Origin of the sequence: Nocardiopsis sp. B62, from assembly GCF_018070675.1 — a bacterium.
GTDB lineage: Bacteria > Actinomycetota > Actinomycetes > Streptosporangiales > Streptosporangiaceae > Nocardiopsis > Nocardiopsis prasina.
The window spans coordinates 13,743-36,677 of sequence record NZ_JAGPXK010000027.1; the positions used below are offsets into that span (position 1 = coordinate 13,743).

Below are 22,935 nucleotides of genomic sequence, written 5' to 3' on the forward strand. Positions count from 1 at the left end.
CGGGCCCTCACGCGCTTGCCCACGGCCCGACGACGCCTCGGCCCTCCCCTCCCGGAGCTTCCCGGGCTCCGATCGGCCCGCCCGGTGTGCGCCATCTGGTGGGTGACTCACCCCAATCGAGTCTCATGTCTTCTTTTCCCTCCAGAGGTCCCGGCCAATCGAGTCCCTGGGGCGCGTGATGACCCTGCCTCTGGTGGGTATACGCATTTCCAACCGAGCGGTGTCCCTCCAGGAAACGGGGCACGAACGGAAGGAGGGCTGACGCGTCACACCCTCCCCGCCACGGGAGGGGAGCAGAGCCAGCCTGGCCGTCGCCTTCACGGCGGCCACGCGATGAAGGGGGTCCTATGGACATCATCGTCAAAGGTCGACGCACTGGTGTGAGTGAGAAGTTCCGACAGCACGTCGAGAACAAGCTCGACAGGCTCTCCAAGTGGGAGCGCAAGGGCATGAGCGTCGATGTGGAGGTGTCCCAGGAGCGCAACCCCAAGCTCGCTGACGTCCGCGAGCGGGTTGAACTGACCATCCACTCCGACGGCCCGGTCATCCGTAGCGAGGCCGCGTCCGTGGACCGTCACGGCGCTCTCGACCTCGCGATCGACAAGATCGAGGCCCGCCTCCGCAAGTCCGCGGACCGCCGTAAGGTGCACCGCGGCAACCACACTCCCGTCTCCGTCGCGGCCGCGACGGCCGACCTCCCCGGGGATCTGCCCTCATCCGTCCAGACGGTCACCAAGGCCCCCCCGGCCCAGCGAGGTGACGACGAGGCGATCGACGGCGTCGAACTCGACGGACGCTTCTCCGACGAGTTCGTGGAACTCGAGACCCAGGGGGAGACCCCCGTCGTCGTGCGGGAGAAGTTCCACCAGGCCAAGCCGATGAGCATCGACCAGGCGTTGATGGAGATGGAACTCGTCGGACACGACTTCTACCTCTTCCACGACGAGGTCAAGGACACCCCGAGCGTCGTCTACCGCCGCAAGGGCTTCGACTACGGAGTCCTGCGTCTGGTGGACTAGTCCGCACCGTCCTCGTCCCCGACACCCCCGCACGGAGGTGCATCGAACAGACGCCGCGGCGGGCCCGATCGGCCCGCCGCGGCGTCTGTGGTGTCAGGCCCTCCGCGGGTGCTTGATGCGGCGGAGCGGGGTCCCGTGCGGCTCCTCCGGTTCCAGCCGCGGCGGGTCCAGCACCACGTCACTGAGGATGTCGAACACGCCCGCCACCACCGCGGCGGCGACCATCAGGACCGCTCCGACGACCAGCAGCGGTACCGATCCGCCCAGGACCAGTGCCAGACCGCCGAAGCCGAACCCCACCACGGCGAGGGCCACGCACACCCACGACGCCGCGCTGCCCCGGTGCCCGTTGGTCGGGGCCAGCGAACCGCCCTGGCGCTGGAACCCCCGGATGTGCCCGTTGCGGGCCTGCTCTTCGTCCGTGGGGCGGTGCATCTCCCACGCGAGCCCGGGGTCCTCCTCGTCCCTGGGACCGAGCACGGAGGGGCGCCGTCCGTGGAGGAACTCGTCCACGGCGTCGTCCGGTGTCCTCGAAAGTCGGGGAGTGCCTGGTGTCTCGGTGGGTTCACGCTCTCTTCTGGTTCGCATGGTGATCCCCCTGGGAACACGGTCGCGTTCGGTGGAGATTCGCCCGAACCGGCCTGAAAGGTCGGCCGAAACCACCGCTCTCTCCCTTTGAACTACCCGGAACAATGCACGACTCTGCACGAATGTTCACGAAAAAGGCGGGAACATCCAAGCCCGTCCTGCTCGTTTGTCCAGAGGACGGGAAGCGGTTCCGGGTCCTCTAGGATGTAGGCCCGAGGACCCAGGATTGACCCCTGACCTCCGTGGCCAAGGGAAGCGGTCAGCGGGCCTAGATCTGACTCTCCACCCCCTCGGTGGAGCCAACCGCGATCTGCGAGGAGCGCATAGGAAGTGCCAGGCATACTCGACAAGCTCCTGCGCGCGGGTGAAGGTAAGATCCTGCGCCGGCTCAAGAAGTTGAAGGACCAGGTCAACGCCCTTGAGGACGACTACGTCGACCTCTCGGACGACGAACTGCGCGACCTTACCAAGGAGTACAAGGAGCGCTACGAGGAGGGGGAGTCCCTCGACGACCTCCTCCCCGAGGCCTTCGCGACCGTCCGTGAGGCGGCCAAGCGCACCCTGGGCCAGCGCCCCTTCGACGTTCAGATCATGGGCGCCGCCGCCCTTCACCTGGGCAACATCGCCGAGATGAAGACCGGTGAGGGCAAGACCCTGACCGGAAGCCTCGCGGTGTACCTGAACGCCCTCGCGGGCAAGGGCGCGCACGTCATCACCACCAACGACTACCTCGCCCGACGCGACGCCCAGAACCTGGGCCGGATCTTCCACTTCCTCGGACTGGAGGTCGGCGTCGTCGGCCCCCAGATGACCGCGGAGGCGCGTCGCAAGGCCTACCAGGCCGACATCACGTACGGAACGAACAACGAGTTCGGTTTCGACTACCTGCGCGACAACATGGCGCTCTCGCTCAAGGACACCGTCCAGCGGGACCACTTCTTCGCCCTGGTCGACGAGGTCGACTCCATCCTCATCGACGAGGCGCGCACCCCGCTGATCATCAGCGGTCCCTCGGAGCAGAACTCGCGCTGGTACGCCGAGTTCGCGAAGATCGCGCCGCGCCTGAAGAAGGACGACGACTACGAGGTCGACGAGAAGAAGCGCACCGTGGGCATCACCGAGTCCGGTGTGGCCAAGGTGGAGGACTGGCTGGGGATCGACAACCTCTACGAGGCCGTCAACACCCCGCTGATCAGCTTCCTCAACAACTCCCTCAAGGCGAAGGAGCTGTACCGCAAGGACAAGGAGTACATCGTCAAGGACGGTGAGGTCCTCATCGTCGACGAGTTCACCGGTCGCGTCCTGGCGGGTCGCCGCTACAACGAGGGCATGCACCAGGCCATCGAGGCCAAGGAGCGCGTCAAGATCAAGGACGAGAACCAGACTCTCGCCAAGGTCACGCTCCAGAACTACTTCCGCCTCTACGAGAAGCTGTCCGGCATGACCGGTACCGCCCAGACCGAGGCGGCGGAGTTCACGCAGACCTACAGCGTCGGTGTGGTGCCGATCCCGACCAACAAGCCGATGGTCCGCGAGGACGTCAAGGACGTCGTCTACAAGCACGAGGACGCCAAGTTCCAGGCCGTGGCCGAGGACATCGCCGAGCGCCACGAGGAGGGACGTCCGGTCCTGGTCGGTACGACCAGCGTCGAGAAGTCCGAACTCCTCTCCCGGATGCTCAAGCGCGAGGGCGTCCCGCACGAGGTCCTCAACGCCAAGAACCACGCTCGTGAGGCGTCGATCATCGCCCGCGCGGGCAAGCTCGCCTCCGTCACCGTGGCCACCAACATGGCCGGTCGCGGTACCGACATCATGTTGGGCGGCAACCCCGACTTCCTCGCCGACGAGGAGCTCCAGGCCCGCGGCCTGAGCCCCCTCGAGACCCCGGAGGAGTACGAGGCGGCCTGGCCCGAGGCGCTGGAGAAGGCCACCGCCGAGTTCGAGGCGGAGCACGAGAAGGTCGTCGAGGCGGGCGGTCTCTACGTGCTCGGCACCGAGCGCCACGAGTCGCGCCGCATCGACAACCAGCTCCGTGGCCGTTCCGGCCGTCAGGGTGACCCGGGCATGTCCCGCTTCTACCTGTCGCTCCAGGACGACCTGCTGCGTCTGTTCAACTCCAGTCGTCTGGAGGTGTTCATGAACCAGCTGAACATTCCCGACGACCAGCCGATCGAGTCCGGCATGGTGAGCAAGGCGATCGCCTCCGCCCAGGGCCAGGTCGAGACGCAGAACTTCGAGATCCGCAAGAACGTCCTCAAGTACGACGAGGTCCTGAACCGTCAGCGCAAGGTCATCTACGCCGAGCGCCGCAAGGTGCTGGAGGGCCAGGACCTGCGCGACCAGGTCATCGAGATGCTGGAGGAGGTCCTGCGCGGCTACGTCGTGGAGGAGACCACCCAGGGCGACCCGGACGACTGGGACCTCGACAAGCTCTGGAGGGCCTTCAAGCAGGTCTACCCGATCAGCTTCACGGTCGACGAGTTCATCGAGGAGAACGGCGACCTCCACACGCTGACCAGCGAACTCATCGCCACGCAGGTGGTCGAGGACGCCAAGGCCGCCTACGACGCCCGCGAGTCGGAGCTGGGCGAGGAGGCCATGCGCGAGGTCGAGCGCCGCGTCATCCTCCAGGTCATGGACCGCAAGTGGCGTGAGCACCTCTACGAGATGGACTATCTCCAGGAGGGCATCGGCCTGCGCGCGATGGCCCAGCGCAACCCGCTGATCGAGTTCCAGCGCGAGGGCTTCGACATGTTCCAGCAGATGCTGGAGGCGATCAAGGAGGAGTCGGTCGGCTTCCTCTTCAACGTCGAGGTCCAGGTCCGCAAGAAGGAGGAGCCCGCCCTGACGGCGGCCGCCGCCGCGCAGACCGCCTCCGCCGTCGGTGGATCCTCCGGCGCCACCGCGGTGGCCACGGCCGTCGACGAGGACGTGGAGGCCGCCAGGGCCGACGCCCCCGAGGAGGAGGCCGAGCCCGCCGAGGACGTGGTCGTCCCCGGTTTCGGTGAGGACCAGCCGAATAGGCTACAGTACTCCGCGCCGAGCGAGGACGGCACCGTCGAGCGGCACAGCGAGACGGTGGACAACGAGTACGCGGGCACGGCCCGCAACTCGCCCTGCCCGTGCGGTTCCGGCAAGAAGTACAAGAAGTGCCACGGTGACCCCACGGCCAGGTAACGGCTGAGGGACACCAGAGATCACGCGTGTGGGCGCGGCTCCCGAGGGGGCCGCGCCCACACGCGTCACCGCCCGCTGTTGATCCGGGCGGCCCGCCGTGTCAGGTGGGCGCGTTCGGCGAGGTCGGGGGCGTCCAGGGCGGCCCGCGCGTACAGTCGCGCCGCCCGCTCGAGGTCGCCGCTGCGCTCGTACAGGTGCGCGGCCACGGCCCGGTACCGGGGCAGCGACTCGTCCAGCTCACCGAGGGCTGCCAGTCCCGCCCGCGGACCCTCCGCCTCGCCCACGGCGACGGCCCGGTTCAGGCGGGCCACCGGGTTGTCGCTCAGGCGCACGAGTTCGTCGTACCACTCGACGATCTGCGGCCAGTCCGTCTCCTCGGCGGTACGCGCGTCCGCGTGCAGCGCGGCTATGGCGGCCTGGGCCTGGTACTCGCCCAGGCGGTCGCGCGCCAGCGCGCCCTGGAGCACGCGGACCCCCTCGGCGATGGCCCCCGTGTCCCAGAGGGAGCGGTCCTGCTCGGCGAGCGGTACCAGGGCCCCGTCCGGGGTGGTTCGCGCGGGGCGCCGGGCGTGGTGGATCAGCATGAGGGCGAGCAGACCGGCGGCCTCGGGGTGGTCGACGGCGGCGTTGAGCTGCCTCGTGAGCCGAATCGCCTCGGCGACGAGGTCGACGTCCCCCGAGTAGCCCTCGTTGAAGACCAGGTAGAGCACGCGGAGCACGGTTCTGACGTCCCCGGGGCGGTCGAACCGCACACCGGAGACAGTGCGTTTGGCACGGCTGACGCGCTGCGCCATGGTGGCCTCGGGGACCAGGTAGGCGCGGGCGATCTGCCGGGTGGTGAGTCCGCCGACGGCGCGCAGTGTGAGCGCCACCGCCGACGACGGGGTCAGGGAGGGGTGGGCACACAGGAAGTACAGCAGGAGCGTGTCGTCCAGGGCCCGCGCGGTTGCGCTCTCCGGTTCCTCCTCCACTACCTCCTCGCGTCTGCGGCGAGCGGTGTCGGCGCGGGTGGCGTCCAGGAACCTGCGCCAGGCGACGGTGACCAGCCATCCCTTGGGGTCGCGGGGCGGCTCGGAGGGCCAGACCCGCACCGCCTCCACCAGCGCGTCCTGGACGGCGTCCTCGGCCGACGCGAAGTCGGCTCCTCGTCGGACGAGGAGGCCGGTCACCTCGGGGGTGAGGCCCCGGAGCAGGGCCTCGTCCACGTTGGCGGCCACGCGGGGCTCACTCCTCGATGGTGTGCGAGGCGCCCAGGAACGGACGCAGCTCCAGCCACTCGTGGATGGGCCTTCCCCCGGCTCCGGGAGCGGCCGACAGTTCACCGGCCAGTTCCAGCGCGCGGTCGTAGTCGTCGACGTCGATCACCATCCAGCCCGCGATGACGTCCTTGGTCTCCGGGAAGGGGCCGTCGGTGACGGGCGGGCGTCCCTCTCCGTCGTAGCGGACGAAGGTCCCCTCCGGGGCGAGCGCCTGGGAGTCCACGTACTCGCCGGTCCCCTCCAGTCGGGCCGCGAAGTCGTTCATGTACTTCACGTGCGCCGAGACCTCCTCGGGCGTCCACTGGTCCATGGGGACGTCGTTCACGGAGGCCGGGGCGCCTCGGTAGTGCTTGAGCAGCAGGTACTTGGCCATGGTCCCTCTCCTTGGTGCGGTGCGACCCATTGTGGTTCGCGTTCACACCGGGGACGGAGCCGGGCGCGCGTTCTCGACACTGCGGCCGGATTCTTTACCGGGACCTGGAACACCGACGGCCCGGCACCGCGTGTGTGCGGTACCGGGCCGTGTGTGCCGCCCGTGTGGCCCGAGGCCCACGGAGCGCGTGAGAACGCTGTGGCTCAGGTGGTCTGGGTGACCTTGTTGAGGCCACGCGGGACGTCGGGGTTGTAGCCGAGACGGCGGGCGAGGTGCTCGGTGAGCAGCTGGGCGGGGACGATGAGGTTCATCGGGGAGACCCACTCGGGAACGTCCGGAACCGCGACGGACACGTCGCTGGCTGCGGCGAGGGCCGAACCCCCGCCGAAGCCGAACACCGGGGCGCCGGCGGAGCGGACCCGCTCGGCGAGGGCCACCGTGCCCTCCAGGGTGGGACCGTTGGGCGCGGCCACCAGCAGGGCGGGGGTGCGCGGGTCCACGACGGCGATCGGCCCGTGCTGGAGGTCCGCGTAGGACAGCCCCATGGCGTGCAGGTAGCAGGCCTCCTTGAGCTTGAGCGCGGCCTCCAGCGCGGTGGAGAAGGCCATGCCGCGCCCTGAGACCACCGCGCCCTGGACGGCCACCATCCGCTCCACGATCTCCTCGAGGGAGTCTGTGGGCGCCGCGAGGGTCTGCTCGATGCCGTCCGGCACCAGCTCCAGCTCCCCGGCGTCCAGCTTCGCGCCCAGGCCCAGGGCCAGGACCGCGAGGGCGGCCAGCTGGGTGTTGTAGGTCTTCGTGGCGGGGACCGCGAGCTCACTCCCCGCCCTGGTGACCAGGGCGACGTCGGACTCGGAGGCCAACGGGGAGTCCGCGCCGTTGGTGACGCCGACGGTTCGGGCGCCGCAGTCGGCCGCCCAGCGCATGGTCTCGACGATCTCCTCGGTCCTGCCGGACTGGGAGATGGCCACGGCCAGGACGTCGGACAGGTCGATCCGCGCGCCGTAGGCGGTGGCGATGGAGGGGGAGCCCAGCGTGGCCAGGCGACCGGTGTGCGCCTGGAGGAGGTAGCTGCCGTAGACCGCGGCGTTGTCCGAGGAGCCCCGAGCGATGAACAGGACGTGCTTGGTGGCGCGGCCGAGCGCCTCGATCTCCCCGCGCAGGGGCAGCAGCTCGGCGAAGGTGCGGCGCAGGGCCTCGGGCTGATCGGCGATCTCGGAGCGCATCGCGCTCGTCGTGGTGGTCATACGGAGCCTTCCGGTGGGGACGTGCGGTCCTGGACGTACGCCGGGGGCCGCGTCGGTCGCTCGTGGACGGCCCCGGACGAGGTCTCTGGCCAGCCACGATGCTGGTTCACACCGCGTGGCACAAGGAGGATTGACACGCGGGTCGAGCTATGGTCTAGTCCGGACTATACCAGTCAGATCCCGGCATGACCCGGCAAGTGTCACGAGTCCGGGCGGATGCCGCGCTAAGGTCGAACGCCGACCACCGGACCACCCGACCCGCCGACCGAGAAGGCCACTCGCTCCATGCCGATCGACGCCAGCAACCCCCTGCCCAAGTACGTCCAACTCCGCGATCTGCTCCTGGACTGGATCACCGCGGCCGGGCTGGGCGTGGACGACATGGTCCCCTCCGAGCGCGAGCTCAGCTCCACCTACGGCCTCTCCCGTATGACCGTGCGCCAGACCATCGACCTCCTGGTCGCCGAGGGCCGCCTGTACCGGGTGCCGGGCAAGGGCACCTTCGTGGCCCGGCCCAAGATCGAGATGTCCCTCGTCCTGGCTTCCTTCAGCGAGGACATGCGGGCCCGGGGCTTCGAGCCCGGAGCGCGGGAGCTGATTCGCCAGGTCATCCCGGCCAGCGGTCACACCGCACGCATGCTCGACATCGCCCCCGGCACCCTCGTCCACCACATCGAGCGCATGCGTACCGCCGACGACGAGCCCATGGCGGTCGAGCGCTCCAACATCCCGGCGGCCATGGTTCCCGGTCTGGAGGACCACGATCTGGCCGAACGATCCCTCTATGAGGTCCTGGAAAACGAGTTCGACATCCTGTTGGATTCCGGTGAGCAGACCATCGAGGCCGGGATCTGCGACTCGGCCGACTCCCGTCTCCTTGGCCTACCCGCCGGAAGCCCGGTGCTGATCATGCAGCGCCGCAGCTTCGCCAAGGGACAGTGCGTGGAACTCGCCCTGTCCACCTACCGTGCCGACCGGTACCAGCTGCACTCCCGTCTGGATCCGCGGAGGCACGGAGACTGACGTCTCGCGCCCTCGGGGCGCGCGTCCGAGAGGGAGGACCCCCCACCATGTCGGACCCCATCCCAGCGAAGAAGGCCCCGGACCAGTCCGGGGACCCCGCACGCAAACGCGGCTCCACCGCCCTGGCCGTGCTCCAACGGCTCGGCCGCAGCCTGATGATGCCCATCGCGGTCCTGCCCGCCGCCGCGATCCTGCTCCGCCTCGGCCAGGACGACCTGCTCGGCGCGCAGGGCCTGGCGGGAATCGACGGTATGGGCTGGATGCAGCCGGTCTCAGGTGCCGTGGGCACCGCCGGTGAAGCGATCTTCGAGGCCCTGCCGCTGCTGTTCGCGATCGGTGTGGCCATCGGCTTCGCCAGGCGCGCGGACGGTTCGACCGCCCTGGCGGCGGTGGTCGGCTACCTGGTCTTCGACCGCGTGGCCACCTGGACGATGGTGACGTTCGACGGCCCCACCGGTGACATCGGATCCCGGCTTGTCACCTATCCGCTGGAGACCGATCCGGTCACCAGGGAACCGGTCGCCGATCCGGAGGCGGTCAACGCCGTCGTCCCGATGATCGACCATGCGGTCAAGAACCCCACCGACGTGCTCGGCGGGATCGCGGTGGGCCTGGTCGCCGCGGTGCTGTGGCAGCGTTACCACCGGATCAAACTGCCCACCTGGCTCGGCTTCTTCGGCGGACGCCGCTTCGTCCCCATCGTCACGGCACTGGCCGGGCTGGGCATGGGCGTGGTACTCGGCCTGGTCTGGCCGATCGTCGGCATGTGGATCCAGAACCTGGGCGAGGCCCTCATCGGCGCGGGCGCTCTCGGCGCCGGGCTCTACGGGATCGTCAACCGCATCCTGTTGCCGATGGGTCTGCACCACGTGGTGAACTCGTTCGTCTGGTTCGTCTCGGGCACCTACACCGACGGGGACGGTGTGGTCTCGCACGGGGAGATCACGCGCTACTTCGCGGGGGACCCGGAGGCGGGCAGCATGCTGTCCGGGTTCTTCCCGGTGCTGATGTTCGGTCTGCCGGGCGCCGCGCTCGCGATGTGGCTGACCGCCTCCAGGGCCCGGCGCGTGCAGATCGGTTCGATCATGATCCCCGCGGCGCTGACCGCCTTCGTCACGGGCATCACGGAGCCGGTGGAGTTCGCCTTCATCTTCGTCGCTCCGGTGCTGTTCGGGGTGCACATCGTTCTCACCGGCGTCTCCCTGGCGGTGATGAACCTGCTCGACGTCCAGCTGGGCTTCGGGTTCTCGGCCGGGCTGATCGACCTGCTCCTGAACGCCACGAAGAGCAACACCGAGGGGTTGGGCGTCCTGCTGCTGTTCGGGGCCTTCTACTTCCTGGTCTACTTCGGGATCTTCTATGTGCTGATCAGCCGGTTCAACTTCCCCACCCCGGGACGCGAGCCGGATCCGGACGAACCGGGAACCCCTCAGGCCGCCCCGGCAGCCACGGCGGACGGCACGGCCGAACCCGGTCCGGACAACCCGACCGGCGCGGACTCCGGCCGCTCCGGCTGAGCGCCGCGTCCCCGGCGACGATCGACCACCGCGCCGACCCTGGCGTGTGAGGCACGCCACCTCTAAGCTCGGCTCAGACCCCCCGGGTCACGTGATCCCGGGTAGAGCACGGAGGGCACATGTCGGACAAGGCAACGGCGATCGTCGCCGGTTTGGGCGGCGCCGCCAACATCGAGGACATCGAGGCCTGCATCACGCGGCTGCGCACCGAGGTCGGCGACCCCGCGCTGGTTCGGGAGGCCGACCTGCGGTCGGCGGGCGCGCACGGCGTCCTGGTCTCGGGCAACGTCGTCCAGGTGGTGGTCGGTCCGGAGGCGGACTCCCTCACGGACGACATCCGGGACCTGCTCGAATAGCCGCCGGAGCGGGCCCCGGAAAGTCAGGCCTTTGTCCTCTTTTGGCTGCCCCTTATCCGGGTTAAGTCCCGCTCCCAGGGAAGACCTCCCCCATGTCAGTCCTGAACGGTGCGCTGCGCGTACTCTCGCCCGTCTCCGGAACGGCCCTGTCCCTGGACACGGTGCCCGACCCGGTGTTCTCCCAGAGCATGGTCGGCCCCGGCGTGGCCGTCCACCCCGAACCGGGCCAGGAGGGCGGCCAGGAGTCCCAACACGAGGCGGTCGCCCCGATCGCCGGGACCCTGGTCAAGCTCCACCCCCACGCCTACGTGGTCATGGCCGCGGACAACCGGCGCGGTGTCCTCGTCCACCTGGGCATCGACACCGTGCAGCTCGCGGGGGAGGGGTTCACGCTCCTCGCGAAGGAGGGCACGGAAGTGGCGGCGGGCACCCCGGTGATCCGCTGGTCACCCGGAGCGGTGGCCGCCGCGGGCAAGCCCTCTGTGGTGCCGGTGGTGGCCCTGGACGGTGAGCCGGGCTCGCTCTCCGAGCTGGCCGCGGGAGCCGTCGAACCGGGGGAGGTCCTGTTCGTCTGGGAGTGACCCTCCGCGTTCGGCCCCCCGCCACGGCGGGGTGCGTCCAGCCCGCTCCCGCGAGCGGGTAGTCTCCGCCCGCAACCAGCGATCCGGTGGAGAAGAAGTCCCTATGAGACCGTCCGTTCCACGCGCCCTGGCCCCGGCCTGCGTGGCCCTCACCCTGATCACCACAGCGTGCACCACACCCGAGGAGGTGGAGACCTCGCCCGAGAACGACCCCGGCGCCGAGGCCACGGCCGAGCCCTTCGAGCCGGTCCTGGCCCCGCATCTGCTCGCCGACATGGACCTGGACGACAAGATCGGCCAGCTCCTGGTCCTGACCGCGCAGGGCACCACGGCCGCCGACAACGCCGCGCAGATCGAGGCGCACCGGCCCGGCGGCGTCATCTACTTCGATGCCAACCTGGACGACGCCGAGCAGATCGCCCGGATGTCGGCGGGCATGCAGGACCAGGCTGCCGAACAGGGGCAGGGAGTCCCCCTGTTCATCAGCATCGACCAGGAACAGGGCCTCGTGGTGCGCATGCCCGTGGGCACCCTGTTCCCCGACGCCATGGCGGTCGGCGCCACCCGTGACACCGACCTCGCGGCGCTGCGGGCGTCGACCACGGCGGACGAACTCCTCGCGGTCGGCGTCAACATGAACTACGCGCCCGACGCCGACGTCAACACCGACCCCAACAACCCGGTCATCGGCATCCGCTCCTTCGGGTCCGACCCGGACCTGGTGTCGGAGATGGTGCTGGCCGAGTCGGACGCCTACGCCGAGCACGGCGTGGTGCCGGTCATCAAGCACTTCCCGGGCCACGGCGACACCGACGTCGACAGCCACACGGGCCTGCCCGTCATCGACCTGCCCCGCGACCGCTGGGAGGCCGAGCACCTGCCGCCGTTCCGGGCGGCGGTGGACGCCGACGTGGACGCCATCATGACCGCTCACGTGCTGATGCCGCAGCTGGACCCGGGCGAGGACCCGGCCACCCTGTCGCCGGTGATCATCGACGAGATCCTGCGCGACGAGCTCGGCTACGACGGTGTGGTCACCACGGACGCCCTCAACATGGAGGGCGTGCGCCAGACCCACGCCGATGGTGAGGTCGCCGTTCGCGTGGTGGAGGCCGGGGTGGACCAGCTCCTCATGCCGCCCGACCCCGGCGCCGCTGTCGCCGCGATCCGCGAGGCGGTCGAGAGTGGTCGGCTCACCGAGGAGCGCATCGACCAGTCCGTGCTGCGCATCCTCACGCTCAAGGAGAAGCGCGGGATCCTGGAGCGCGAGTCCGCCGACCCGGCCGAGGCCGACGCGGCCATGGAGAACCCCGAGCACGCCGAGGCCGCCCAGCGGGTGGCCGACGCCTCCGTCACGCTCGTCAGGAACGAGGCGGACCTCCTGCCGCTGGACGCGGGCACACGTGTGCGCGTCCAGGGCGTGGGCGCCGACCGGATCGCCCCGGCGCTCACCGACGCCGGTCTGGAGGTCGTGGACAGCGGCGAGGACGTGCTCGTGGTGGGCACCAACGGGGCGCGCACCTCCGAGGAGCAACGCGGGATGGTGGCCTCCGGTCAGTCCGAGGGCACCCCGGTCGTCGTGGTCGCCCAGGGCGGGCCCTACGACCTGGAGGCCTTCCCGGAGGTGGACGGCTACATCGCCCTGTACTCGGCGGTGGAGGTCTCCCGCCTGGCCGCGGCCCGGGCGATCGCGGGGAAGATCGACCCCTCCGGCACGCTGCCGGTGGACATCCCCGGTGCCGACGTGACGTCGGGGACCGGTCTCGGGTACTGACGCCACCTGGTGGTCGCACGGTTGAACCGGGCGGGGAACGGGAAGAACCGTTCCCCGCCCGGCCTCTGTCGGCTCCACACAGGGTCAGGCGGGTTGTCCCCGAGGCGAACACCGAAGGAGGCGACCGGATGAGCGGCACCCGACGAGGGGTCATCTCCGACTGGGGCGGTGTGCTCACCCCACCCCTGCCCGAGGGAATCCGGGCCTGGCTCAGGTCCGACCGGATCGACATCGACCACTACCACGAGGTCATGCGTCCGTACTTCGACAACAGCGTGCCGAACAACCCCGTGCACGCGCTGGAACGCGGCGAGATCGAGACCCACCTGTTCGAGCGCGACCTGGCCGCCCTGCTGCGCTCCACCCACGGCGGCCCGGTGCGGGCGCAGGGCCTCATCGAGCGCATGTTCTCCCACTTCGATCCGGTCGACGCCATGTACGACACCCTGCGTACGGCCCGGGGAAGCGGGCACGGAACCGCCTTGCTGTCCAACTCGTGGGGCAACGGCTATCCGCGCGACCACTTCGCGTCCACCTTCGACACCGTGGTGATCTCCGGAGAGGTAGGAATGCGCAAGCCGGAGGAGCGCATCTACCTGCACACCTGCGAGCAGATGGGCCTGGAGCCCGAGGACTGCGTGTTCATCGACGACCTGGCGCACAACATCGAGACGGCCGAGTCCCTGGGAATGACCGGCATCCTGCACACCGACGTGGAGAGCACCCGCCGGGCGCTGTCCCGCTTCCTGGCCCCCGAGGACGATCACCAACGGCAGCCGGTCTGACCAGGTCGGGTTCTTTGGGAAACTCGTAGGGATCCGATCCCGTCCTGGAGAGCCCATGTACGTCTTCCTGCCCAGCACCGTCCCCGCGCTCACGGCCCTGCTCGACCGGGGCCGACTGGAGGGGGAGGCCCTCCCGGCCTTCACCGCCGACGCCGGGCCCGACGGGGACACGGAGGAGGCCGAGTACGACGCCATGTACGCGGCGGCCGAGGCGTCCCTGAGAATGCTCGCCGAGGACCCCGGGGCGCCCCGCCGCCGCGTGGTCCTCGCCGCCGAGATGCCCGACCCCGCCGTGGAGCGGGGCGGACGCCACGCCGAGGGGGTCGCCCGGGTGACCGTTCGGGGCGGCGTGCCCTACAAGAAGCTGCGTTCGGCCCACGTGGACGACACCGACGCGGCCGCCGACGTCGCCGAGGCCGCGGCCGACCCGGCCTCCGAAGCCGCCGAGGACCACGAACTCATGTGGTTCGGGGTCCAGGAGCTCCGCTACCTGGTCGAGGAGTCCCAGGCGTAGCACCTCACCTGTTGGAGAGCATCCTCCGTAGGAAGTACAGGAAGAACCCGAGGAAGCCCAGGAACACGAGGGCCGGGAGGACCGTCGCCCCGACACCCCCGTCCGTGAACTCCCGGAACACGGCGTAACCGGCGATGACGGTGCCCCCGAAGGAGATGAGCACGTTGAGGGGCATCCACTTGCGCTGGGTTTTCTGACTGGGGTGGAAGAGGGACACATCGCTCCTTGTCCGCTGGAGGGGATCGGAAGCTCCCCCTACCCACGTGCGCCCGAATCATCCAGGGGCGCGGCGGCTCTGCGGCGGGGCGCCCGCACAACCGGTGTCCGGCCGGGTTCGGACTCCGTTTCCTCCCTGAATCGCCCATCCGGCACAATGGTGGCGTCCCCGAACCCCGATCGCCGAGGAGTCAGCCATCAGCCGCCTGGTGCTATGGAACATCGACCTCACGCTCCTCGACGTGGGGCAGGTCATGAGGGCCGCCTACGCCGAGGCCTTCGAGAAGGTCACGGGGGAACCGCTGGTTTACCTGACCTCGGCGGCGGGCCGCACGGACTCCGAGATGTTCTTCGAGTTCTGCGCTCGCAACTACGTTGAGCTGGAGCCCGACACCGAGGTCCTGGGCGACTTCCTCGCCGCTCTGGAGGCCTCCTTCGGCGCCCGTCACGAACAGCTCCTGGCCAAGGGGCGGGTCATGCCCGGTGCGGCCGCCTCCCTGGCCGCCGTGGCCGCGCTGCCGGACACCATGCAGACCGTGGTCAGCGGAAGCACCCGGACCAACGCCACGGCCAAGCTGGTGGCCTTCGGACTGGACACCCACCTCAACCTCGCCGTGGGCGGGTTCGGCTCGGTCAACTACCCCAAGTCCAGCCTGATCCAGTCCATCAGGCTGCACGCCGCCGGTGAGGGCGGCCGCGCCTTCTCGGAGGAGGAGACGGTGTTCGTCACCGGCTCGGCCCCGGACGTGCGCGCGGCGCTGATCGGCGGCGCGATCCCGATCGCGGTGCTCAACGGTTCCACGACCGAAGGGCAGCTGCGGGAGGCCGGGGCGCAGATCGTGCTGCCGGACCTGAGCGATCCCAGAGCGGTGATGACGGCCGTGCACCAGGCCACGACACGGTGATCGCGCCGGGCACACGGGTGTTCCGGCATGCGCCGCAATCCAGGTCTTACAGTGCGTAACTGGGCTGTAACGGTGTTGGTCCTGTTCTCAGGCGCGAAAAGCAGTAGCCTGGGGTCCGTCCCCACTCCGTGGGGGCAGAGGCCGGGACAACGACGTCCCGACCTCGTTTGACGCCACCTGTGCGCACAGGTACCAACCCAACCAACACCCTCGTGGGATCCTTGCGGCCCAAGGCCTCACGAGAATTCACAAGTCAGCCACAGAAGTTCACAGGTCGCCTGACGAGCCACACACGTCACATGACCGGGTGTCCTCAACTGCGCTCGTGCGACGTTGCTCACAAAGGAGTGAGAGATCCCTATGTCCGGGCAATCCGACGTCATTCTCCAGAAGCTGCTCAATGACGCGGCCTCCCGGTGGAGTCCGGGGGACCGACTGAGCCCCGAGGCCGCCGACGCGGTCCGCGCCTTCCTCCCCCTCTACTACCGCCACACGGATCCCGAGGAGATCAGCGGGCGCAGCCCCGAGCAGATCTGCGGGACCGCCGAGGCCCACCGCTCCTTCGGCGCCGAACGGGCACCGGGACGGGCGAAGGTCCGCGTCCACACGCCGACCCTCGAACACGACGGCTGGGAACAGCAGACCAGCATCGTCGAGATCGTCACGGACAACGCCCCGTTCCTGGTCTCCTCCGTGACCATGGCCCTCAGCGACCTGGGCGCCGGGGTACGGCTGATCATCCACCCGCAGATGACCGTCGGACGCGACCTGTCCGGCAACCTGGTCCAGGTCGACCCGGAGATCGGCGGCGACGGCCTGCTGCCCATCGACGAGTCGTGGATGCACATCGAGATCGACCGGCAGAGCGACCCCGAGCGGGTCAAGGAGATCAGCACCCGGCTGGAGCGTGTCCTCAGCGACGTCCGCTACGCCGACGAGGACTCCGCCAAGATGAGCGACCGGGTCATCCGGATCGCCGACGAGCTCTCCGCATACCCGGACCGCCTGGTGGCCGGCGGCGTCGACCCCCGCGAGATCGGCGAGAGCGTCGACTTCCTGCGCTGGATCGCCTCGCGCCACTTCACCTTCATGGGCTACCGCGAGTACGCCCTGGTCACCGACGAGAACGGCGACGACTCCCTGCGTCCCGAGCCCGGCACGGGCCTGGGCATCCTGCGCATGGACCCGTCCGCGTCCACCAGGTTCTCCGCGCTGCCCCCCGAGATCCGGGGCAAGGCCCGCGAGCCCTACCTGCTGGTGCTCACCAAGGCCAACTCGCGCGCCACGGTCTACCGGCCCAAGTACCTGGACTACATCAGCGTCAAGAAGTTCGACGCCCAGGGCAACATCGTCGGCGAGCGCCGCTTCCTCGGCCTGTTCTCGTCCCAGGCCAACACCAGCAGCATCGCCCAGATCCCCATCCTGCGCCGCAAGCAGGCCGAGGTCCTGGCCCTGGCCGGGTTCGAGGCCGACAGCTACGACGGCAAGGACCTGATCGAACTCCTGGAGACCTTCCCGCGCGAGGAACTCCTCCAGATCCCCGTGGGCGAGCTCTACAGCATCGTCCGCGGTGTGCTGCGCCTGCGCGACCGCCGGGGCACCAAGCTGTTCATGCGCCGCGACCCCTACGGCGGCCGCTACATGTCCTGCTTCGTGTACATGCCGCGCGACGAGTACAGCACCCAGGTGCGCCTCGACATCCAGGACGTCCTGGCCGACGCCTTCCACGGCGCCACCATGGACCACAACGTGATGATCGGCGCCGCCCCGCTGGCCCGCCTCTACCTGGTGGCCCGGGCCCAGAGCGGACAGACGCTCGCCGACATCGACCAGGTCGAGCTGGAGGAGAAGGTCCGCCAGGCGGCGCGTTCATGGGACGCCGACTTCGACGACGCCCTCGTCGACGAGTTCGGTCCCACGCGCGCCACCACGCTCAAGGAGCGCTACGGCCCCGGTCTCACCGAGGCCTACAAGATCGACAACGACCCCACGGTGGCCGCCAAGGACATCTCCCGGATCGAGGAGCTGCTCCAGCGCACCGACTCCGAGGACCGCCAGGGCGAGTTCTCGGCCAGCCTCCACCAGCCCGAGGGCGCCCCAGGGACCTGGCGCTTCCGCCTGGCCCGGATCGGTGAGCCCATCTCGCTGTCCCACGTCCTGCCGGTCCTGGAGCACCTGGGCGTCGAGGTCGTGGACGAGCTGCCCTACGACATCACCGTCGGCGGGGTGGGCCGGGTCTGGATCTACGACTTCGGACTGGGCCCGTTGGAGGCCTCCGACCTCTCTCCGAGCCGTCTGAAGAGCCTCTTCGAGGACGCCTTCGACGCCTCCTGGCGCGACCTCGGGGAGTCCGACCGCTTCAACGCCCTGGTCGTGCGCGCCGGACTCGACTGGCGCCAGCTCACCGTGCTGCGCGCCTACGCCAAGTACCTGCGTCAGACCGGATCGACCTTCACCCCCGACTACCTGGCCGACGTCCTCGTCGCCAATGTCGGGATCGCCAACCTGCTGGTGGAGCTCTTCGAGGCCCGCTTCGACCCCGACCAGCCCGACGAGGGCCGCACCGAGCGCGGCAACGTGCTCGTCGGCAAGATCGAGGGCGAGCTGGACGGCGTGGCCAGCCTGGACCACGACCGCATCCTGCGTTCGTTCCTGGCGGTCATTCAGGCCACCCTGCGCACCAACCACTACCAGGGCGGCTCCGAGGGGCGCCCCTACCTGGTGCTCAAGCTCAACCCGCAGGAGATCCCGGACCTGCCCCACCCGCGGCCCCGGTTCGAGATGTACGTGTACTCGCCGCGCGTCGAGGGCGTCCACCTGCGCTTCGGCTCCGTCGCCCGTGGCGGTCTGCGCTGGTCGGACCGGTTCGAGGACTTCCGTACGGAGATCCTCGGCCTGGTCAAGGCGCAGATGGTGAAGAACTCCGTCATCGTGCCGAGCGGCGCCAAGGGCGGGTTCGTCTGCAAGCGTCTGCCCTCCGGCGGTGGCCGTGAGGAGGTCATGGCCGAGGTCGTGTCCTGCTACAAGCAGTTCATCAGCGGCCTGCTGGACGTCACCGACAACCTCGTCGACGGCCAGGTCGTGCACCCCGAGCGCACCGTCCTGCACGACGGCGACGACTCCTACCTGGTGGTCGCCGCAGACAAGGGCACCGCGACCTTCTCCGACACCGCCAACGCGATCTCCATCGAACGCGGCTTCTGGCTGGGCGACGCCTTCGCCAGCGGCGGCTCGGTGGGCTACGACCACAAGGCCATGGGCATCACCGCCCGTGGCGCGTGGGAGTCGGTGAAGTACAACTTCCGCGAGATGGGCGTCAACGTCCAGGAGGAGCCCTTCAGCGTCGTCGGGATCGGCGACATGTCCGGTGACGTGTTCGGCAACGGGATGCTGCTGTCCCGCAAGATCAAGCTGGTGGCCGCCTTCGACCACCGGCACGTCTTCCTCGACCCCGACCCGGACCCGGCCACCTCCTGGGCCGAGCGCGAGCGCGTGTTCCGCCTGCCGCGCAGCACCTGGGAGAGCTACGACACGTCGTTGATCTCCGAGGGCGGCGGCGTGCACCCGCGCACCGCCAAGTCCGTCCCGATCACCCCGCAGGTGCGTGAGGTCCTCGGGATCGACGAGGACGTCACGGCGCTCACCCCGGACGAGCTCATCCGGTGCGTGCTCACGTCGCCGGTGGACCTGCTCTGGAACGGCGGTATCGGCACCTACGTCAAGGCCAGCGGCCAGACCCACGCGGACGTCGGCGACAAGGCCAACGACCAGGTGCGGGTGGACGCCACCGAGCTGCGCGTGAAGGTGGTCGGCGAGGGCGGCAACCTGGGCCTGACCCAGCCCGCACGCATCGAGTTCGCCCGCGACGGCGGCCGGGTCAACAGTGACTTCATCGACAACTCCGCCGGTGTGGACACCTCCGACCACGAGGTCAACATCAAGATCATGCTGGACCGCGAGGTGCGCTCCGGCGAGATGGCCAAGGCCGACCGTGACCAGCTGTTCATCGACATGACCGACGAGGTCGCGTCGCTGGTCCTGGACAACAACTACTCCCAGAACGCCGTGCTGGCCGCCGCGCGCAAGCAGACCCACGAGATGCTGCACGTCCACGGCCGCTACATGCGCCACCTGGAGCGCACCAAGGTCCTCAAGCGCAAGCAGGAGGACCTGCCCTCCGACAAGGCGATCGCCGAGCGGCGCGCCCAGGGCAAGGGGCTGACCGGCCCCGAGTTCGCCACGCTGCTCTCGTACACCAAGATCAGCCTCAAGGAGCAGATCGGACTGTCCGACCTGGCCGACGACCCGTACCTGGCGTCGACCCTGACGAACTACTTCCCGACCCCGCTGCGGCTGGAGCGCTTCGCAGCCGGTGTGCGGTCGCACCCGCTGCGCCGGGAGATCATCGTCAACCAGGTGACCAACCAGATGGTCAACCGGTCGGGCACGACCTTCGCGTTCCGCCTCAACGAGGAGCTGGGCTCCAGCGCCGCCGACATCACCCGGGCCTACCTGGTCACCCAGGAGATCCTGGGGCTGCGCCAGTACTGGGGCGAGATCGAGGAGCTGGACCACCAGATCTCGGTGGACAGCCAGCTGGTGCTCCTGCTGGAGATCCGCAAGCTGGCCGAGCGGTCCGCCCGGTGGCTGCTGCGCAACCGGACCTTCCCGTTCGACCTCGCCAGCGAGATCGGCTTCTTCGCCGAGGGCGTGGGCGAGGTGCTGCCGCAGCTCAAGGAGCTGTTGCGCGGGCGGGACCTGGAGGCCTTCGAGGAGCGCCGCGACCGGTACACCTCGCTGGGCGTGCCCAGGGGCCTCGCGGAGCGCGTCGCCGTGATGGTCCCGGCCTACTCCACGCTGGACCTGGTGGAGATCGCCAGGCGTACGGGCCAGCCGGTCCGTCAGGTCGCCAGCCTGTACTTCGAGCTGGCCGACCGGTTCAACATCAGCTGGTGGCGTGAGCGGATCATCGACCTGCCCAGGGACGACCGCTGGGGCACGATGGCGCGTTCGGCGCTGCGCGACGACCTGTACTCGGCGCACGCGGACCTCACCAGCCGCGTGCTGGAGTCCGGTGGCGAGGGCTCCAACTCGGAGCTGATCCGCCAGTGGGCCGAGCAGAACGAGTCCTCGGTGCAGCGCGCGGGGATCACGCTCTCGGAGATCCAGGAGAACGAGCGCTTCGACCTCGCCACGCTCTCGGTGGCGCTGAGGTCGATCCGTTCGCTGGTCGACTAGCCGACTGGTTCCACAGGGGGAGGGGCGTCCGGAGCACCGGGCGCCCCTCCTTCTGTCGGGGCGGGCCCTTCGTGAGGGTGACGGTGGCCTCCCCGGCCGGATCCCGCTCCCGCGGATGGGGGCCGCCCTCCCACTGGGACCTACACTGGGTCCCGTGGCAGAACTGGACCCAGCAGAGAAGATCAAGGAACTCGCGGCGACCCTTGCGAGTGTGACCGCCGTGTTGGACCTGGAGGCCATGCAGACCGAGATCGCCGAGCTGCGTGAGCAGTCCGCGGACCCCGAACTGTGGGCCGACCAGGGCAACGCGCAGAAGGTGACGCGCCAGCTTTCGAGTCTGGAGTCCATGGTCAACAAGGTCAACGGCATCGGGCAGCGCCTGGACGACCTCGGGGTGCTCTACGAGCTCGCCGAGGCGGAGGACGACCCCGACACCAAGGCCGAGGCCGACCGTGAGCTGGAGCAGCTCCGCAAGGACATCGGTGAGCTGGAGGTGCGCACGCTCCTCAACGGCCCGCACGACGAGAGCGAAGCGATCGTCACCATCAACTCCCAGGCGGGCGGCGTCGACGCGGCCGACTGGGCGCAGATGCTCCAGCGCATGTACCTGCGCTGGGCGGAGCGGCACGGCTACCCCACGGAGGTCTACGAGACCTCCTACGCGGAGGAGGCGGGCATCAAGTCCACCTCGTTCGCGGTCAAGTCCGCCTTCGCCTACGGCACCCTGCGCGGAGAGCACGGCACCCACCGGCTGGTGCGCATCTCGCCGTTCGACAACCAGAACCGGCGCCAGACGTCGTTCGCGGGTGTGGACGTGGTCCCGATGGTCGAGCAGAGCGACCACATCGAGATCGACGAGACGGAACTGCGCGTGGACGTGTACCGCTCCAGCGGCCCCGGCGGCCAGGGCGTCAACACCACCGACTCCGCCGTGCGCATCACCCACATGCCCACCGGGATCGTGGTCTCCTGCCAGAACGAGCGCTCGCAGTTGCAGAACAAGGCGACCGCGATGTCGATGCTCCAGGCCAAGCTCCTGGCCCGCAAGCGCCAGGAGGAGCAGGCCGCGCTGGACGAGATCCGCGGTGACTCGGTGAGCAGCTGGGGCACCCAGATGCGCAACTACGTCCTGCACCCGTACCAGAGCGTGAAGGACGTCCGCACCGGTGCCGAGACCGGCAACACCTCCGGTGTCCTCGACGGCGAGATCGACGCGTTCATCGACGCCGAGATCCGGTGGATGCGCAGCCGCGAGAAGAACGAGCAGAGCTGACCCGTGGCGTCCCCGCCCGAGGGGCGGGGACACGCCCGGTCGCGCGCACGAACCAGAGACGGTGAACCCGCCTCGTAGCCCAACGGTGACGCGCACGACCCCGCAGTTTTACCGAAACTGCTATATGTGAACGTTATCATCGGTTGACACCTCCGATATGCTCGTGGCTGTTGTCCGATAGTGCTCTGATCTCCACAGATCTCTCGGGTGCGACAGGACCTGGACAATCCGGGCTCCTGCCCCCTCTAAACTGTCGGTGGCCATGCGGCCGGTACCATCCCGCGCGGAGCTCAGTCCGCCGGGTGCCCATACCTTCGAGAGCCTTGTGATGCGCCTGTGATCCACTTCGATAACGTCACCAAGCTGTACCCGACTCAGAAGCGCCCCGCGCTCGACGGTGTTTCCATCGACGTGGACAAGAGCGAGTTCGTCTTCCTGGTCGGCCCGTCCGGCTCCGGCAAGTCGACCTTCCTCAGGCTGGTGCTCAAGGAGGAGAAGCCCAACGAGGGACGGGTGCACGTCGCGGGCAAGGACCTCGCGCGCCTGTCCAACTGGAAGGTTCCGCACCTGCGCCGCCGCATCGGCTGCGTCTTCCAGGACTTCCGCCTGCTGCCGAACAAGAACGTCTTCGAGAACGTCGCGTTCGCGCTGGAGGTCATCGGCAAGCCTCGGCGGTTCATCAAGAAGGTCGTCCCCGAGGTCGTCGAGCTCGTGGGCCTCGAGGGCAAGGCCGGGCGCATGCCCGGGGAGCTCTCCGGTGGTGAGCAGCAGCGCGTGGCCATCGCCCGCGCCTTCGTCAACCGCCCGCAGATCCTGCTGGCCGACGAGCCCACCGGAAACATCGACCCGGCGACCTCCATCGGCATCATGAAGGTGCTGGACCGAATCAACCGCACGGGCACGACCGTCGTCATGGCGACGCACGACGCCGCCATCGTCGACTCGATGCGCAAGCGCGTGATCGAGCTTGAAGAGGGCTTGGTGGTGCGCGACCAGACGCGCGGCGTCTACGGCCAGGCGTACTGACCCCTGGCACGCTCGTCGCCGGGCGGTCGGCGACCGCGAGACAACCGGCACGGCGAAGCCCCGA

18 protein-coding genes are annotated in these 22,935 nt (G+C 69.2%); 13 read left to right on the top strand and 5 right to left on the bottom strand.

The window, feature by feature from the left end:
• Positions 1-347: 347 nt before the first annotated feature.
• A complete protein-coding gene (gene hpf / locus KBX21_RS22130) occupies positions 348-1,019 on the top strand; it encodes a ribosome hibernation-promoting factor, HPF/YfiA family (protein WP_049573262.1) in 672 nt (223 codons plus the stop codon).
• 93 nt (positions 1,020-1,112) lie between these two features.
• Here the strand turns inward: hpf and KBX21_RS22135 are convergent, their stop codons facing one another.
• Complete coding sequence (locus KBX21_RS22135) at positions 1,113-1,607, bottom strand: hypothetical protein (RefSeq protein ID WP_049573310.1); 495 nt, start codon at positions 1,605-1,607, stop codon at positions 1,113-1,115.
• 330 nt (positions 1,608-1,937) lie between these two features.
• On the opposite strand from KBX21_RS22135, the gene secA reads away from it, so the two are divergent.
• Entirely contained in the window at positions 1,938-4,784 is a 2,847-nt protein-coding gene (gene secA / locus KBX21_RS22140; RefSeq protein WP_049573259.1) for a preprotein translocase subunit SecA, read from the top strand.
• 65 nt (positions 4,785-4,849) lie between these two features.
• Here secA and KBX21_RS22145 read toward each other — a convergent pair whose 3' ends face one another.
• The 3 genes from KBX21_RS22145 to KBX21_RS22155 all read right to left on the bottom strand — a co-directional run bounded on the left by KBX21_RS22145 (position 4,850) and on the right by KBX21_RS22155 (position 7,663).
• Positions 4,850-5,989, bottom strand: coding sequence for an RNA polymerase sigma factor (locus tag KBX21_RS22145; protein ID WP_210843501.1), 1,140 nt, complete (start codon positions 5,987-5,989; stop codon positions 4,850-4,852).
• 19 nt (positions 5,990-6,008) lie between these two features.
• Positions 6,009-6,416 (bottom strand): YciI family protein, encoded by a 408-nt coding sequence (locus KBX21_RS22150; protein ID WP_049573256.1) that lies wholly within the window; start codon positions 6,414-6,416, stop codon positions 6,009-6,011.
• 203 nt (positions 6,417-6,619) lie between these two features.
• Complete coding sequence (locus KBX21_RS22155; RefSeq protein ID WP_210843453.1) at positions 6,620-7,663, bottom strand: SIS domain-containing protein; 1,044 nt, start codon at positions 7,661-7,663, stop codon at positions 6,620-6,622.
• Positions 7,664-7,948: 285 nt separating this feature from the next.
• Here KBX21_RS22155 and KBX21_RS22160 point away from each other — a divergent pair, with 285 nt between their 5' ends.
• The 7 genes from KBX21_RS22160 to KBX21_RS22190 all read left to right on the top strand — a co-directional run bounded on the left by KBX21_RS22160 (position 7,949) and on the right by KBX21_RS22190 (position 14,213).
• A complete protein-coding gene (locus tag KBX21_RS22160) occupies positions 7,949-8,686 on the top strand; it encodes a GntR family transcriptional regulator (protein WP_017542475.1) in 738 nt (245 codons plus the stop codon).
• Between the two features lie 47 nt (positions 8,687-8,733).
• Complete coding sequence (locus KBX21_RS22165) at positions 8,734-10,203, top strand: PTS transporter subunit EIIC (protein WP_210843461.1); 1,470 nt, start codon at positions 8,734-8,736, stop codon at positions 10,201-10,203.
• Between the two features lie 119 nt (positions 10,204-10,322).
• Complete coding sequence (locus KBX21_RS22170; RefSeq protein WP_049573250.1) at positions 10,323-10,559, top strand: glucose PTS transporter subunit EIIB; 237 nt, start codon at positions 10,323-10,325, stop codon at positions 10,557-10,559.
• Positions 10,560-10,651: 92 nt separating this feature from the next.
• Positions 10,652-11,140 (top strand): PTS glucose transporter subunit IIA, encoded by a 489-nt coding sequence (locus KBX21_RS22175; RefSeq protein ID WP_049573247.1) that lies wholly within the window; start codon positions 10,652-10,654, stop codon positions 11,138-11,140.
• A gap of 103 nt (positions 11,141-11,243) precedes the next feature.
• Positions 11,244-12,914 carry a glycoside hydrolase family 3 protein gene (locus KBX21_RS22180; RefSeq protein ID WP_210843469.1) on the top strand — a complete coding sequence of 557 codons (1,671 nt, stop codon included), beginning with the start codon at positions 11,244-11,246 and terminating at the stop codon, positions 12,912-12,914.
• Between the two features lie 128 nt (positions 12,915-13,042).
• Positions 13,043-13,699, top strand: coding sequence for an HAD family phosphatase (locus KBX21_RS22185; protein ID WP_210843471.1), 657 nt, complete (start codon positions 13,043-13,045; stop codon positions 13,697-13,699).
• Positions 13,700-13,754: 55 nt separating this feature from the next.
• Positions 13,755-14,213, top strand: coding sequence for a hypothetical protein (locus tag KBX21_RS22190; RefSeq protein WP_210843473.1), 459 nt, complete (start codon positions 13,755-13,757; stop codon positions 14,211-14,213).
• A 4-nt stretch (positions 14,214-14,217) separates the two neighbouring features.
• Here KBX21_RS22190 and KBX21_RS22195 read toward each other — a convergent pair whose 3' ends face one another.
• The gene (locus KBX21_RS22195) at positions 14,218-14,430 is read right to left on the bottom strand and encodes a hypothetical protein (protein WP_210843475.1); all 213 of its coding nucleotides are present in this window, start codon (positions 14,428-14,430) and stop codon (positions 14,218-14,220) included.
• Positions 14,431-14,638: 208 nt separating this feature from the next.
• Here KBX21_RS22195 and KBX21_RS22200 point away from each other — a divergent pair, with 208 nt between their 5' ends.
• The 4 genes from KBX21_RS22200 (at position 14,639) to ftsE (ending at position 22,871) form a co-directional block, all read left to right on the top strand.
• Complete coding sequence (locus KBX21_RS22200) at positions 14,639-15,334, top strand: HAD family hydrolase (RefSeq protein ID WP_210843477.1); 696 nt, start codon at positions 14,639-14,641, stop codon at positions 15,332-15,334.
• Between the two features lie 360 nt (positions 15,335-15,694).
• Positions 15,695-20,572 carry an NAD-glutamate dehydrogenase gene (locus KBX21_RS22205; RefSeq protein ID WP_210843479.1) on the top strand — a complete coding sequence of 1,626 codons (4,878 nt, stop codon included), beginning with the start codon at positions 15,695-15,697 and terminating at the stop codon, positions 20,570-20,572.
• Positions 20,573-20,726: 154 nt separating this feature from the next.
• Positions 20,727-21,845, top strand: coding sequence for a peptide chain release factor 2 (gene prfB / locus KBX21_RS22210; RefSeq protein WP_049573219.1), 1,119 nt, complete (start codon positions 20,727-20,729; stop codon positions 21,843-21,845).
• Positions 21,846-22,181: 336 nt separating this feature from the next.
• Positions 22,182-22,871, top strand: coding sequence for a cell division ATP-binding protein FtsE (gene ftsE / locus KBX21_RS22215; protein ID WP_017542492.1), 690 nt, complete (start codon positions 22,182-22,184; stop codon positions 22,869-22,871).
• Positions 22,872-22,935 lie beyond the last annotated feature (64 nt).